The sequence below is a fragment of the uncultured Maribacter sp. genome, assembly GCF_947500985.1.
In the GTDB taxonomy this organism is placed as follows: Bacteria; Bacteroidota; Bacteroidia; order Flavobacteriales; family Flavobacteriaceae; genus Maribacter.
On the sequence record NZ_CANMTX010000002.1, the window covers coordinates 569,520 to 584,572 of the forward strand.

General features: G+C 34.4%; 12 protein-coding genes and 1 tRNA gene. 5 read left to right on the forward strand and 8 right to left on the reverse strand.

Translation table 11 applies throughout. The annotated features are described in order from the left end of the window. Positions 1-27 precede the first annotated feature (27 nt). Positions 28-3,792 (forward strand): reprolysin-like metallopeptidase, encoded by a 3,765-nt coding sequence (locus Q0871_RS06090; RefSeq protein WP_299319502.1) that lies wholly within the window; start codon positions 28-30, stop codon positions 3,790-3,792. Next, entirely contained in the window at positions 3,789-4,475 is a 687-nt protein-coding gene (locus tag Q0871_RS06095) for a hypothetical protein (RefSeq protein WP_299319505.1), read from the forward strand. The genes Q0871_RS06090 and Q0871_RS06095 overlap by 4 nt, the downstream gene beginning before the upstream one ends. Here Q0871_RS06095 and pth read toward each other — a convergent pair. From pth to Q0871_RS06110, 3 genes are all read right to left on the reverse strand, one after another. Further along, positions 4,472-5,101, reverse strand: coding sequence for an aminoacyl-tRNA hydrolase (gene pth, locus Q0871_RS06100; protein WP_073242039.1), 630 nt, complete (start codon positions 5,099-5,101; stop codon positions 4,472-4,474). The genes Q0871_RS06095 and pth overlap by 4 nt on opposite strands. An 87-nt stretch (positions 5,102-5,188) precedes the next feature. Then, entirely contained in the window at positions 5,189-5,812 is a 624-nt protein-coding gene (locus Q0871_RS06105) for a 50S ribosomal protein L25/general stress protein Ctc (protein WP_299319514.1), read from the reverse strand. A 41-nt stretch (positions 5,813-5,853) separates the two neighbouring features. Continuing rightward, on the reverse strand, positions 5,854-6,795 hold the full coding sequence (locus Q0871_RS06110; RefSeq protein ID WP_073242043.1) for a ribose-phosphate pyrophosphokinase: 942 nt from the start codon (positions 6,793-6,795) through the stop codon (positions 5,854-5,856). Positions 6,796-6,986: 191 nt separating this feature from the next. Between Q0871_RS06110 and Q0871_RS06115 the strand changes: the two genes are divergently transcribed. Continuing rightward, a tRNA-Leu gene (locus Q0871_RS06115) sits at positions 6,987-7,066 on the forward strand. Positions 7,067-7,269: 203 nt separating this feature from the next. Further along, entirely contained in the window at positions 7,270-8,064 is a 795-nt protein-coding gene (locus Q0871_RS06120; protein WP_299319517.1) for a CPBP family glutamic-type intramembrane protease, read from the forward strand. A gap of 27 nt (positions 8,065-8,091) precedes the next feature. On the opposite strand, the gene Q0871_RS06125 is transcribed toward Q0871_RS06120, so the two are convergent. The 5 genes from Q0871_RS06125 to Q0871_RS06145 all read right to left on the reverse strand — a co-directional run bounded on the left by Q0871_RS06125 (position 8,092) and on the right by Q0871_RS06145 (position 14,384). Further along, positions 8,092-9,132 (reverse strand): DNA cytosine methyltransferase, encoded by a 1,041-nt coding sequence (locus Q0871_RS06125; RefSeq protein WP_299319519.1) that lies wholly within the window; start codon positions 9,130-9,132, stop codon positions 8,092-8,094. Positions 9,133-9,307: 175 nt separating this feature from the next. Then, positions 9,308-10,675, reverse strand: coding sequence for a hypothetical protein (locus Q0871_RS06130; RefSeq protein ID WP_299319521.1), 1,368 nt, complete (start codon positions 10,673-10,675; stop codon positions 9,308-9,310). A 45-nt stretch (positions 10,676-10,720) separates the two neighbouring features. Then, positions 10,721-11,638, reverse strand: coding sequence for a hypothetical protein (locus tag Q0871_RS06135; protein WP_299319522.1), 918 nt, complete (start codon positions 11,636-11,638; stop codon positions 10,721-10,723). A 123-nt stretch (positions 11,639-11,761) separates the two neighbouring features. Next, positions 11,762-12,397, reverse strand: a complete 636-nt coding sequence (locus tag Q0871_RS06140; protein WP_299319525.1) for a response regulator transcription factor — start codon at positions 12,395-12,397, stop codon at positions 11,762-11,764. Then, complete coding sequence (locus Q0871_RS06145; RefSeq protein WP_299319529.1) at positions 12,387-14,384, reverse strand: sensor histidine kinase; 1,998 nt, start codon at positions 14,382-14,384, stop codon at positions 12,387-12,389. Before Q0871_RS06145 ends, Q0871_RS06140 begins: the two co-directional genes overlap by 11 nt. 182 nt (positions 14,385-14,566) lie before the next feature. Between Q0871_RS06145 and Q0871_RS06150 the strand changes: the two genes are divergently transcribed. After that, positions 14,567-14,788 (forward strand): hypothetical protein, encoded by a 222-nt coding sequence (locus Q0871_RS06150; protein ID WP_299319534.1) that lies wholly within the window; start codon positions 14,567-14,569, stop codon positions 14,786-14,788. The last annotated feature ends 265 nt before the right edge of the window (positions 14,789-15,053 follow it).

Here is a 15,053-nt window from a genome sequence, read left to right on the forward strand (position 1 = left end):
ATTTGATTTTGAGTTAAAAGCCTCTGAATGATTGCAAAATTACGCCTAGTTTTTACAATTACCATAGTATTTCTTTCCTTTTCCGGTATGGCACAAACTGCTTATTGGAAAAATACGGAATTGAATAATAAGGCTAAGCAATTTACTAAGCAACAGTTAAGAGTGAATAAAGGAACAGCTTTTACTCTTAATCAACAACAATTTTTACAGGCACTTTCAGAGCATAAAACTTCAAAGATTATTTATTTTCCTGATGAAACGGGCAAGTTAGTTCCCTTTCTAGTAGAAGATTCTCATCTTTTTTCTGAAGAATTAGCACTAAAATATCCATCCATACAATCATATAAAGGTATTGCTTTGCACGATGCCACGACCCAAATCAGGTTTAGTGTTTCTCCGAAAGGTATTCAGAGTACTATGAGTACTTCTGGAGAAAACGAAGCATTGTTTATGCAGAAATCTGCTGATGATACCTATGTATTATATCGTAGAACAGAGCAAGACGAGCGCGATATTGATTTTGTGTGTAAAACTATACCAGAAGTTAAAGAATATTCGCAGAACCTTACTGCCAAGTTAGTTGATGACCAAACACTAAGAAAATTTAGAGTAGCCATTTCCGCTTCAGGTGAATATACAGAATTTCATGGAGGAACAAAGGCTGATGCTCTTGCTGCTATTAATGCAACGTTAACTAGAATTAATGCCGTATTTGAACGCGATTTGGCGATAACCCTAGAGTTGATAGACAATACTGACCTTGTAATTTATACAGATCCAGAAACCGACCCTTATACGGGTAGTTTAAGTTCTCAGGTTCAAAATACATTGACAAGTGTTATTGGAGAGGCAAATTATGATATAGGACATCTTTTTAATCAACAGGATAATACCCTAGACGGTAATTCGGGTTTTATTGGTGCCGTTTGTACAGATAGTAGAAAGGGTAGTGGTTATACTACATTGTCTTCACCGGTAGGCGATGCATTTGATATTGATTTGGTAGCTCATGAAATGGGACACCAGTTTGGAGCAAATCATTCTTTTTCACATATTTCTGAAGGTACAACGGTACAGGTAGAACCAGCTAGTGGAACAACAATAATGGGATATGCTGGCATAACGGGAAATAATAATGTAGCCTCTAATAGTGATGATTACTTTCATTATGTAAGCATAGTTCAAATACGAGATTACCTAGAAACTGTTTCATGTGGTGTAACGGATGTGCTGACCAATAATCCGCCAACGATTACGCCTTTATCAGATTACGTGATACCTAAAGGAACTCCTTTTGTGCTTACGGGTGAGGCTACAGATGTTGATGTTGCTAATGTACTTAGTTATGCTTGGGAGCAGATTGATAACGGAATAGTTACTCAAGCTACATTTGGGCCTGATAACCCAGCTGGGGCAAATTTTAGATCTTTGCCGCCTACACTGATTCCTGAAAGGTATTTTCCTAGTCTAAATAGAATTTTAAGCGGAGAACTAACTCAGACAGTACCAACTTCTGGTTCTGCTTGGGAAACGCTGTCTAATATAGGTCGCGATATGAATTTTTCATTAACCGTACGTGATAATGCTTTAAATGGAGGACAATCAGATTCTGATGAGATGACAGTATCGGTAGTCAATGAAGCCGGACCGTTTTTGATAAACTCTCAAGCCGGAGAAGAGTCTTTTGAAGCGGGATCACTGCAAACCATTACTTGGGATGTTGCCAATACTGATATCTCACCCATAAATACTGAAACTGTTTCTATCTTTTTATCTACAGATCGTGGTGTAACTTTTCCTATTTTATTAACAGAAAACACTTTGAACGATGGTAGTCAGACTATAATTGTGCCAAACATTCCAACCAGTACGGGGCGTATTATGATTAAGGCAGATGATAATATTTTCTTTGCCGTTAATGATGCGGTTTTTTCTATAACTCCGTCAGAGATCGTACTTAATTTTGAAGAGGTTGTTTTTGATATTTGTAAACCAGACAATCTAAGTGTTGATTTTACCTATGAGACCGATTTAGGTTTTGATGAAGAAAGTGCTTTTAGTGTACTTGATTTGCCAATAGGTATGACTGCTACATTTACACCGGCAATGGCAGATGTAGATGAAACGTTGGTTACCATTGATTTTGAAGGAATATCTACCGTTGATTCTGGTATTTATCCTGTTCGAGTTTTAGCTACAGCAGACACGGTTACAAAAGAAATTACCCTGCAGTTAAGAATCTATGATGATAATTTTGAAGAAGTGGTTCTGGTATCACCTGTTGATAGTTTTGAGAATGCCTCTACAGATGTGTTGTTAGAATGGGAAACATCGGTTGGTAATACTCAGTATGATGTTGAAATTGCAGATGATGATGCGTTTACGAATATTGTAGAATCAAGTACTGTTAATGGCAGTTCGTTCTCCCCTACACTTTTAGATAATAATAGTACTTATTTTTGGAGAGTTAAACCAAAAAATGACTGTGGAGAAGGTATTTTTAGTGCACCCTTTAGTTTTTCTACTGTACAGTTTAATTGTGCTACGAAAAGTGCTGCAGGTATGCCAATAGCGATATCTAGTAGTGGTACACCAGTAATTACTTCAAAAATTGTGTTTTTTGAAGATTTGCCAGTAGCAGATATTAATGTAATACTAGATGTTGAACATACCTTTTTAGCTGATTTAGTAATTAGCTTAACATCGCCTGCAGGTACTACGGTAACATTAGTTTCTAATTCATGTGGAGATTCGAGAAATATCACTGCTACTTTTGATGATGATAGTCCAGCTTTTACTTGCTCAGTTAACCCTGGCATAAGTGGTTCGGTAAAACCATTAGGGAGTTTGAGTTCTTTTAATGGAGAATCAATATTGGGCGAATGGACTTTAGAAATAAAAGATAACGCTCCTTCAGATGGGGGTAGTTTAAATTCTTTTGTTCTTGAAGCTTGTGTTGAAGGAGATTTTAGACCAGATGCCGATAATGACGGAGTGTTTGATGACGGTGATGATCTATGTTTAGGTACACCTGCCGGTCAAGAAGTAGATGCTTCTGGTTGTGCTATATATCGTTTCCCAGTTGAGAACTTTATTATTAGCTTAGAAAGTGAAACGTGTAGTGATAATAACGATGGTTCGCTGTCTATTGTACCAAAGTTGGCAATAGATTACCAGGTGGTAGTTTCTGGTGATGGATTAGATTTAACACAGAGTTTTTCGAATGCCTTTAATTTAGCAAATTTAGGATCGGGTACGTATACCTTATGTATTACAGGTACAGATGGTGTTATAGCATATCAAGAGTATTGTGTTGAAGTTCAGATTACAGAACCTTCGCCACTTAATGTAACTTCTAAGATTGCGGTAGATGGCTCTCAAGTAACACTTGAAATGAATGGGGCGTCATTTTATACCATAGAACTAAACGGTGTGGCGATACAAACAGAAGAATCAACGATAGCACTAGATTTAGATAAGGGATTGAATACTTTAAAGGTATTTACAGATATACCATGCCAAGGTGTTTATGAAGAACAAATAGGTTTTTATGTTCAGCCGGTTGTATATCCAAATCCCGTAAAAGATATTGTTCAAATCTATTTAGGTACTCAGCAAGAAGAAGTAGTTGTAAGTATTTTTAGTGCCGATGGCAGATACATTTCTAGTAATTCTATGCTACCATTAAACGGAATCATAAGTTTAGATTTGAGTTCGTTATCTACGGGTATTTATTATTTAAAGTATGAGGGAAGAACAATAAATGGAACTTCTAAAGTAATTAAAGAATGATGCGCTTTTTAGTACTTATTACGTGTTTGTTTATAGCTGTTACTAGCTGTAAAAAGAAAAGTGCCGCAAACCCGCCCGAGGCAGTGCTGTTGGTTTTTCCAGAAGAGAATTCTGAATGTACGACAGGTGTTGATATAGGTGAGGAGACGAGTAGAGTAGAGTTTCGTTGGGATTTGGCAGATAATACCGAGACGTATGAACTACGTGTTACTAATATCGCAACTGGAACTGTACAGACCATTGTGTCGGCATCGAACTCTGCACAATTACCTTTGGCAAAAGGTGAACAATTTTCATGGTTTGTACGCTCTAGAAATAGTGAAGTAGAGCAAACGGTATCTAGCGAAGAGTGGTATTTTTATAATTCTGGGTCTAGAACCACATTTGCACCTTTTCCTGCTGCTATTATAAGTCCGGCTTCTTCTAATAATGTTTTTAAAGATATTAATAATGAGGTTGAACTATCATGGTCTGCTTCTGATTTAGACAATGATATTGCTAGTTATGAAGTGTATTTCTCTGTAGAAACACCGACAATAGATTTAATTCGAGAGCTCTCATCAGCAGTGACAAGCATAAACGTATCTGTAACATCAGATACGGTGTATTACTGGAGAGTTGTTGTTATTGATGATGAAGGTAATAAATCAGATACAGGTGTTTATACTTTTAAAGTTCTTTAAGAATTATTGAATTGATTCATAGTTCTAGCAATACCCGCTAGAGCAAACGAATTTATAATCTCGGTTGATTTCTTTAATCGTTCCGGCATTAGTGCTTTTTCTTCCTCGCTCCATTGCCCTAAAACATATTCTACCTGTCTGCCTTTGCCGAAGTCAGCTCCAACTCCAAAACGATATCTGTTGTAAAGTATAGTCTGTAGAAACAGCTCTATATCTTTTAATCCATTATGACCTCCGTTGCTACCTTTGGTTTTAATTCTAATAGTACCGAAAGGTAAGTTGATGTCATCTGTTATGACTAGAATGTTACTTTGAGGTATGTTTTCTTTATCCATCCAATACTTCAGAGCCTTTCCGCTTCTGTTCATATATGTAGAAGGTTTAAGGCAAATTATAGTTCTTCCTTTTACCTTATACGACCCTATATCGCCAAGCTTTACGGTTTCAAAAGTAAAGTCATTTGCGCGGGCTACTTCGTCTAGTACTTTAAACCCAATATTATGTCGGGTTTCTGCATATTCATCACCTATATTACCTAAGCCAACAATTAAAAATTTCTTCATGGGATCTTTCTCTTCTAGTATGATGTTCTGTTTTGTGAAAAGAGCTTTAAAAAAACCGAACATTTGTATTGTGATTTAATTGATAAAAATACAAAAGCATCCTGATACAAGTACCAGGATGCTTTATTATGAATCTTAAACTGTAAAAGACTACTCTTGAGCAGCTTCTTCAGTTGCACCTTCTGCACCTTCTTCTCCTTCTTCATCTTCGTCGTCAGTAACAACTGCAGTACGTGCAGTTTTAACTTGAACAACAACTTGACTTTCTGGATGTAAGATGGTAAAATCTTCATTCATTAACGTTGCAACAGAAATATTTTGACCGATTTTCAATTTAGAAATATCGATGTTAAAGAAATCTGGCAATTTGCTTGGTAGAGCTTTAATGGAAAGTTTACGTTTTCTGAACAATAAACGTCCACCGTTACGTACACCTGGCGAATTTCCTTCTAATACTACAGGAATATCCATAGTAACCATTTTATCATCGAATAATTGATAAAAATCAATATGGATAATAGCATCTGTTACAGGGTGAAACTGAATATCTTGCATAATTGCTTTTACAGAAGTTCCACCATCTAATTCAATTGCAACTGTGTGCGCATTTGCAGTGTAAACCAAGTCTCTGAACGCTAGTTCATCTGCTGAAAAGTGTAATGGTTTATCCCCTCCGTATACTACGCAAGGAACCTTTCCAGCATTACGTAAGGCTTTGGTTGCTTTTTTGCCTACGCTTTCTCTTTCTGATCCTTTAATTGTAATTGACTTCATTGTATGTATTAAAAATTAATATTCTTGTTTTGGCTTCTAACTTACATTAAGAACTTAGAAGAAATAGAGTTATTGTTATGTACTTTGTCCATTACCTCGGCAAATAGATTAGCGCAGCTCAATACTCTTACTTTATCACTCTTTATTTCGATCGGAATAGAATCGGTAATGATTAGTTCCGTTAATTTTGATTTTTCAATTTTCTCGTATGCATCGCCAGATAACAAGCCATGTGTGGTTATAGCTCTAACACTAAGTGCACCACGTTCCATCATTAAATCAGCTGCTTTGGTCAATGTACCTGCAGTATCTACCATGTCATCAACTAGAACTACGTTTTTACCTTGTACATCACCAATTAACTCCATATGTGAAATTATATTGGCTTTTGCTCTTTGCTTGTAACAAACAACAACGTCGCTATCTAGTGCTTTAGAATATGCGTATGCCCTTTTTGAACCACCCATATCTGGCGAAGCTATGGTAAGGTCTTTCAAGCCTAAGTTTTTTAGGTATGGTAAAAACAATGTAGAAGCGAAAAGATGGTCAACAGGTTTTTCAAAGAACCCTTGTATCTGATCAGCATGCAAATCCATTGTAATAATTCTAGTAGCACCTGCTGTTTCGAGCATTTTAGCAACTAATTTTGCTGCAATAGGTACTCTAGGTTTGTCTTTTCTGTCTTGCCTTGCCCAACCAAAGTATGGCATAACTGCTGTAATATGACGTGCAGATGCTCTTTTTGCAGCATCTATCATTAACAACATTTCCATCAAATTTTCAGGACCAGGATGTGTAGAGCCAATAATAAAGATTCGCGTTCCACGAATAGATTCTTCGAAAGAAGGTTGAAATTCCCCATCGCTATAACGAGAAAAAGATATTTTACCCAATTCCGTTCCATAAGCCTTAGCGATTTTCTCGCCTAAGATTTTACTTTGTGTACAAGCAAATATTTTCGGTTGTGGAACTTGGTATGGCATGTCTTTCTTATTGTTTTCCAAACAGTTGCTTCAATAAAGTATTGAGTTCTTTGTTTTTAAGGAGGTGCAAATTTAAAAATTAAATTTGGTTGCTAATGCATAAATCTTGATATTTTTGGTGTTGGAAAGAAAATAATTATTTAGTTTTGCAGTCCTGTTTTACAGGATGCCGTTTCTTAACGGTAAAATATGCTCGAGTGGCGGAACTGGTAGACGCGCTGGATTCAAAATCCAGTTCTTCGGAGTGCGGGTTCGATTCCCGCCTCGAGTACTTTTAAACCCTCTTAATCATTTGATTAAGAGGGTTTTTTGTTGTTACTGCCTGTTATTTAATTGTTGTATTTTTCTTAAAATTTACATCGTGGACTATGTATGTACTATTTTAGTAAGTTTTATAATTATAAAAAGGTTCACATTAGAATAATGAATAAACAGCGCTTAGTCACTTCTAAAAATTCTATTACAACTACAAAAATGATTAATTTTTTAAAAAAGTACGAAATATCGGTGTTTTTAGTGCTTGCACCAATGCTGAATTTTGTTATTACTTATTTAAAGAGTAAGGGGGTTATTGAGTTTTTTCCATATACCAACGGTCGCTTTTACGCACTAATGTTCTTATTACTATTTATTGTAAAAATTACAAAAGGTAATGAAGGCATAAAGAATTTATTTAGACCTATGCTAGTTTGGAAAGTACACCCAAAGTGGTATGTATTTAGCTTACTGTTCGCATTTACCATAGGTTTAATAACTTTATTAATTGTAGCTTTTTATAATGGAGATATGTCCATTCTTGATTTCGAAATTTATATACCTACCTTAAAATTCACTTTGTTTCTATTGTCTTGGGCATTTCTAGGTGAAGTGGTATGGATTGGTTATGCATTTCGTGAACTTTCGAAAATCACTAAACCATTTTACGCAACCCAAGTAATCGGCTTTGTATGGTCTTTATGGTGGCTACCTTCCGTTTTTATTAATGTTGGAGTAATAGAAGATTTACCTGTATGGCCATTGTTTTTAAATATGATGGGAGCTGCAGGTATGTGTGCTATTGTATACTCAAAAACCAAAAGTGGAATATGTGTATTGGTAATACAATCGATGTTAAATATGTCTCTTGTTTTGTTGCCGATTTCACCAGATGCGGGTGACCATACCTATACTATATTTGCGGTTCTATATTTTCTGATAATGTTGATTTTCATGTATTTTATGCCGCCGAAGTTAAATTTTGAATCATCGAATAAATTAAATAAAGCTTAAAACATAAATTACCTGTCTTTATAGTATCTAGACAGGTAATTTATCAGCTTTTGTATTTTGCTTCTTTTTTAGTTTATCATTAGCATTTAATTGCTTCATAATACTATTGGCTAAAAATTTAGCCAAGTTAACAGGTACCGCATTACCAATCATTTTATAACCAGCAGCCACTTTTTTATAATGAAAGGTAAAGTCATTAGGAAAGGTTTGAATTCTTGCGCATTCTCTAACGCTTAACCTTCTGTATAAATCTTCTTTACCAGGAACAAAGACACGCACGTCTTTTTCAATAAGCTTCATTTTAGGCGCCTGCGGGTGTATTGGAGCATGTCTACCACCTGCTTGTATAGTGAACGATTGCTCATCCCAATTGCGAACACGATTTCTAGACATATACATTGTCGAAAAACCACCGATCATATATTCATGATTGGGAATAATACATTTTTTTCCGTTGGTGTTATTGAATTCTAAAGCAGGAATTGCTTTTTTATTTAAATCAGCTATAGAAGATTCAAGTGTTATTTTAGGAAAAGTCTCGGTCGGGAATTCATATTTAAAATTCAAGTCTTTTCTAATGCCTATAAAGAAAACTCTTTTTCTGTCTTGAGGTACATTATAGTCAGATGCGTTTAGCATTTTAAACGAAAGGTCATAACCTGTACCGGCATTTTTTAAAAGATTCTTAATGCCATCAAGTGCCTCGCTATGTTTGCCAATAAGCATTCCGCTTACGTTTTCTGCTAAAAAGAATTTGGGTTGCTTGGCTTCCAGTATTCTAATAAAATCATAGAATAGCTGTCCTCTTTTATCTTGAATACCTCTTGCGGCACCAGCTGCACTCCAGCTTTGACATGGCGGTCCACCAATGATTCCGTCACAATCGGGTACATCATCCGCAGGTATATCTACAATGCTTCTTTTGTCGAATGTAGTATTTGGATGATTCTTTTCATAGGTCTCCCAAATATCCTTATCATATTCGTTTGCCCAAATAACATTAAAGCCAGCTTGTTCAAAACCAAGATCTAGTCCGCCTGCTCCAGCAAAAAAGGATACTATATTCATTTTCTTACGCTATTCTATATTTCTTAGATTTTCTAAAGAGATTTTTAGAAAACACATCTCATGAAGACAAAAATACATTTTAGAATTTCAAATTGCTTTTAAATCAATCATCTATTTTACTCGATAATCGAGATTTGAATGTTCCCGTGCTTGCGTCTAAATATTAATTATGTTTTCAAATTAATGCCTCGTGGGTTTGCCCCCCAAAGTTAGTTACTTGTATGGTTTCCTTCTTATGTTTAATACTTCCAACATTATTTTCAAAAGCCTTTATGGTATTTTGATCTTTAATAACAAGATGCATACCTACTTCGCAATGTATTCCGCTATAGTTTAATTCTGGCATGTTGGTGAATTGAGTGATATTCACATTGTCTAGATAAATAAATTGTGTGGGTGTGAAATTATAAGAACAGTATATAAGTGTGTTGTCTATGAGTATGAATTTTGAATGTATGTGCTCATTTACATAGTATTCAATATTTTTAGAACTCTTGACTTTACTATAGAATTGCTGAAAGCTATTTGTGTTCACAGGTCTTCTAAATTTTATCTCTTTAAATTTCGCTGCATCTTCGGTTTCAGGAGCAAAAGTCTGTGATAAACAAGTGACTTTTATGCCTTTGTTCGCCATGGTAATTACATCGCCTAATATACCTTTACGAATTTCACTTTTATTAATAGTAGCATGATGCTTAGCATTGAATTTGTAATTAAATGCTGCCAAATGTTGGGAGCAAACTATAATTCTTTCTTTTGCTGCTACTATATATCCTGACAATGTTTTTTCTAGAATATTCGCAGAATTGTCATAAAATGGTGCAGTAATAAATACCGAATTTGAAAATTTATATTCAAGTTTATTATACGTGTTGCATGTGGTGTTTAAAGACGTTTTGTAATCTTTAATAGCAATTGAATTACTGATTAAATTTTTGTAAAACGCTTTTATGTTTTCCTCATAGTTTGGTTCGTCTTCTATACAGATCATAGTTTCATTTTTAACCAAATCTCGTACAGCTAAATTAGAGGAGCTCAACAGTAGTATGTATCCTTTTTTCTTTTTAATGTAAGCAGATTTAATGTGTAAAGAATAGGGTAATGAACCTCTTGAGAATTTTTTTACACGGGCACTGCGTACATATAAATGAGGGAACACATATAAATTAAAATTTTCGTGGGATGTTGATCTGTACATCTCCCCATAAATTTTTCTTGCTAAATTATACTTGGTCACACTTGTGTCTGACTTTTCACCTGTTACAAGATTTTTTAGAAATTTTGGTTTGTTATGATCATAGCCTTCTAACGGTATAGAAATTACATTCACGATAATACCATTTGCAGCTATTTTTTTGAGATAATCATGTAAATGTTGGTTGTTATATAGATACCAAGAAATGTTTATTTCTTCAATGTCATTTTTTTGCTCCTCAATAGTTTCTATAAACTTTTCAATTAATAATGGTGAGCCGCCTTGCTCATAAAAATCGAATCGATTCTTATAATTTTCAGGTTCATCAAAGAAAGTTTTAAATGACATTTATACTTTAACTGATAGTTAGAATGTAATAATACGGAGTTTTGATTATTTTACGCTTATCAATACCGCCTCGCAACTTTTTAAGTCGGAGTTCAAAACAATATTTTCAGATTTTTCACCATCAGATATTTCTACTGAAACTGTATTTGGTGGTGAGTCGCCTAAATTATGGGCGTAAAGAAATAAGTCGTTAGATTTTGTGGGGTCAAGTTTAATTTTAAATTCCTTTTTCCAATAGGTTAAATAGTACTTTTTAATGACTTGAACACCATTCAAATAAATAGATACAATATCGCCATCTTGTCTACCATGATCCCATATTTTTATAACGATATCTTCAGAGCTGAACTCAAATTCTTTGGTATATGAAATTTTTCTACCATCGAAGCTGTCTCTAACTTCAGGTTTGCTTTCGGTTGTAGGTTCAGGCTTTTTTTCTGCCTGGACAACTGCAGTTCGCTTAGGTGCTATTTTCTCTTTTGCTTTTTTCTTTGCTTTAGATCTAGACTTCTTATTTTTCGGAGTTACTGTGTTGACATTTGCCAATTGCTGCTTTTTCTTTCTTTCGTCAGATGCTGCATTTATAATCGAAAAGAACGGAGTAGCTTTTTTAGCAATATTGAATTTATCATCAGGGAACAGTTCTATGGCAACTACTTGATATCTATTGCCGGATCCTATGTTTTTTGCCAATTCAATTCCGTCTTCAAAACCGTCGTTTTTAAAAGAACCAAGCTCTTGTACTACCATTTCATTGCGTACCAGAAAAAAACGAATGGACTTGCTAGTGTCAATTTTTACAGTATTCCACTGTAAAGCAATTTTGTCGGGAATGTTCCAGACTGTGCTTTCATTTGGGGAAACGATATTTATGGTAGCTATATCTTGCGCAAAACTAATAGTAGATACTAATAGTAAGGCAGATAAAAATATAAAATGAATTTGGCGCATAAGTAATGTCATATCTCAAAGATTGTCTTTAACAATTATTAGTCGAAGACCTCTATAATCTACAAGATATATGACACTAAACGAAAATTTATAGCAATTTAATATATGATATGGCGTCTATTTTGGTTTTAGGGTCTAAATGAGTTTCTTTTCTATAGCAACTTTGATTAATGATGCTGCGTTAGATACTTCTAGTTTTTGCATTAAGTTTCGTCGGTGGGTTTCAACAGTGAGCGGACTAATAAATAACTCTTCGGCGATGTTGTTCGTGGTTTTACCTTCTGCGATAAGCGAAAGAATGTGTTTCTCTCTTCGGGTTAATTTAGGAGTGTCTTTAGTGTCTTGTGAGACTGAATCTGCCAATATTTTTTGAATTTCACTGCCAAAGTAAAACCTTCCTTTATGTACCTGGCTAATGGCTTCAACCAGTTCATTACTAGTGGCATTTTTTAAAAGATATCCTTTTACGCCATTACGTATCATTTGGTTGATAATGCTAGGTTCAGAGTAGGTGCTTAACCCTAAAATACCAATATTGGCTCGTTTATTCAAAATCATCCCCACCATTTCTACACCATTAATATCAGGTAGGTTTACATCCAATAAAATAATATCACAAGTATCCTTTTCCAAGAAAGCAAGCGTGTCTTTGCCGTTTGTAAAATAATTTTTAATATGAATAGTAGTCTCACCGGCTAAAAGCGTTTTTAACCCCTCTATAACCATTGGGTGGTCATCTACAATAACTACATTAATTGGTTTAAGCTGCATCTATATTGATATGTACGTTAACGGTTGTGCCTTCATTTATTTCTGAATTAAAATCTAAACTTCCTTTCAAATATGCAACTCTGGTTTTTAAGTTTGAAAGTCCCATACCTGATGGTGTTTCTTCTGATATTTCTTTATTGAAACCAACACCATTATCTTCTACCGTGATGTCTACGTTGTTGCCCTCACGCATATACTGCACTAGAACTTCAGAAGCATTGGCATGTTTTATAGCATTGTTTATTAATTCTTGAATAACACGGTACATGGTAACCTGTTGGTTTAAATCTATTCCATTTTCATTACCATAAAACTGAAGCATTACTTTTGTCTCATTACCGGTCATACTACTACAATAATCTTTTAAAGCAGCTTCAAGACCAAACTTAACCAAAGTTTCTGGCATCATATTTCTGGCAATAGAACGTAGTTCTGTCAGCGAATCGCCCAAATCTTTCATTACTTTTTGCAGTTCTTTCTTTGGGTATTCTTTTGGTTCGTCTTTATCTAATTTAGATAGGTTTAAGCTAATGCCCGAAAGTCTACCGCCAAGACCGTCATGTAAATCAATAGCTAATCTTTTTCGCTCCTTTTCTTGCCCTTCAATCATAGCAGAAAAGATTTGATTTTGCTGTTCTTGTTTAAACAAGTTCATTTCAGATTCGTGTAGGCGTTCTTTTTTTCTTGCTTTTCGTAACCTTTGGTTATAGATATAGTAACCACCAAAAAGTAAAAATGCAAGAATAGAGGCTAAACCTATTAACATATAAGTTTGCGATTTTTTCTTTTCATTGGTAATTGTCAATGAAAGAATTTCTTTCTCGTTTTCAGCAGTATCATATTTTAATTCTAATTCTTTTATATTTTCAAGTGATTCATGAGTGTTTATGCTGTCATATATATCAATTGCTGCTACATAATCAAAATATGCATTTTTGTAGTTTTCTTGTGTAGCTTCATATTGTGATCGCTTATAAAGACCTTGAAAAACATTGGTTGGCTTTTTCTTTTCTTTGGCAGTATTTATAAATTCGGTCATGTAAGAAATGGCTGCGGGGTAATCATTGCTCTTTTCACTAACAACGGCATAACGCTGTAAAAGAATATAGAAGTCTTGGTGCATTTGGTTTTTAACAACTATCTCTCTGGCTTTGTCTAAAGATTCAATTGCTTGTGTATAATTACCTAAACCTGTGTAATAAAAGCTTTCTTGTGTATAGTACAATTGCCAATCTAGAGCATTAGGATCTGTTTCTAGTAAATCTTTAGCTTCATTTAAATATGGTTTCATTTGGTTTACTGAGTCCAGTCCATATAATAATTGAGAAAACATAAGATCAGTGAAAATGGTTCTTTTCTTAGAAGCTAAGGTTTTATTTATCTCAATACTTTTTGATAAATTTTTGTAAGCATCTTCAGATTGACCCATTCTCATGTTCATAATGCCCATATTTGTATATACCCTAGTCAAAAAATCTAAGTCATTTAGTTTTTTCGCAACAGGTATTACCATGTAGGTCATTTCTGCCTCTTTATTTACATCACCCTTGTAACCATAGTTTATAGCTTTGAAATAATTACCCCTTAACCATAATTTCAAATTGGCTCTAGTAGAATCTTCTTGGACTAATTTCTCAATAATCGGTAAGCCCTCATCTAAGTATTCATCTGCAGTTTCAAGTTCAAAATAATCCATATATGCCCCACCAATAGAAAATAATGCAGCTGCCTCTCCTTTTTTGTATTTAATTTTTTGGCTTAACGATAATGCTTCAAAAGCGGTTTTAAATGTTTCTAGAGAATCTACCTTGCTTAATACTAATGATAGTTCTGAAAGTAGATTAACCTTAGCGGTATCTGTTTTTACCAATTTCAGTTCATTACGTAAACTGTCAATTTCTTTGGTATTGTCAATTTGGGAAACTGCAACATAAGGTGTGAATAAAATCAGTAGTAGAATACTGAATTGGAATATATGTGTTCTCATAGAGGGATGTTATTAGCTCCAATATACATCACTTTGCAATAGTTTAAATACTTCAAAATCAATATACCAGAAAACCAGTAGATAAAAATACAGTTAAGGCGGTATTTCCTAAAACAATAGGTGGTGCTAACTTGTGCCTATCAAAAGATTGCCAACCAACCTATTAATTTTAAGATTACAAAATGAAGTTAAAAGTAATCCTGACTACTTTCTTATTTATCATTCTTTTTTCCTGTAAATCGCAACAGTTTTCATTAGGTAATCTTAATACCAACAATATAAACACCGTTAACGCGAGTACCAATGAGAAGGCCATCAGTCTTATGAAAAATACCTCTTATGAGTGGTGTGAAGTTTCTAAGGCTGCTGGTTCTAATCTAACCCCTAGTAATGATAAATGGTAATTTTACAAAGTAGGATTAGGTGTTAATGATTATGCTCTGTCTTTAGCTATAGTAGTAAGTCCTGGAAGAGGTGAAACATTGAGGGTAGCTGTTACTATTATTATTATTATTATTATAAGTGTATGGTGATATTGAAGATTATGATGTGTTTTGATACATCTAATGATTATACAGATAGTATTGCTAATACACCTATTGTAATAACGCAGAACGGAGTCTTTGGTCCGGGATATTTTAGATAATACTTTTAATAGGGTGGTTTGTT

Coding starts and splice junctions, on each gene's coding strand:
- Q0871_RS06090 (WP_299319502.1), top strand. CDS start 28: ATGATTGCAAAATTACGCCTAGTTTTTACAATTACCATAGTATTTCTT.
- Q0871_RS06095 (WP_299319505.1), top strand. CDS start 3,789: ATGATGCGCTTTTTAGTACTTATTACGTGTTTGTTTATAGCTGTTACT.
- pth (WP_073242039.1), bottom strand. CDS start 5,101: ATGTTCGGTTTTTTTAAAGCTCTTTTCACAAAACAGAACATCATACTA.
- Q0871_RS06105 (WP_299319514.1), bottom strand. CDS start 5,812: ATGAAGTCAATTACAATTAAAGGATCAGAAAGAGAAAGCGTAGGCAAA.
- Q0871_RS06110 (WP_073242043.1), bottom strand. CDS start 6,795: ATGCCATACCAAGTTCCACAACCGAAAATATTTGCTTGTACACAAAGT.
- Q0871_RS06120 (WP_299319517.1), top strand. CDS start 7,270: ATGATTAATTTTTTAAAAAAGTACGAAATATCGGTGTTTTTAGTGCTT.
- Q0871_RS06125 (WP_299319519.1), bottom strand. CDS start 9,132: ATGAATATAGTATCCTTTTTTGCTGGAGCAGGCGGACTAGATCTTGGT.
- Q0871_RS06130 (WP_299319521.1), bottom strand. CDS start 10,675: ATGTCATTTAAAACTTTCTTTGATGAACCTGAAAATTATAAGAATCGA.
- Q0871_RS06135 (WP_299319522.1), bottom strand. CDS start 11,638: ATGACATTACTTATGCGCCAAATTCATTTTATATTTTTATCTGCCTTA.
- Q0871_RS06140 (WP_299319525.1), bottom strand. CDS start 12,397: ATGCAGCTTAAACCAATTAATGTAGTTATTGTAGATGACCACCCAATG.
- Q0871_RS06145 (WP_299319529.1), bottom strand. CDS start 14,384: ATGAGAACACATATATTCCAATTCAGTATTCTACTACTGATTTTATTC.
- Q0871_RS06150 (WP_299319534.1), top strand. CDS start 14,567: ATGAAGTTAAAAGTAATCCTGACTACTTTCTTATTTATCATTCTTTTT.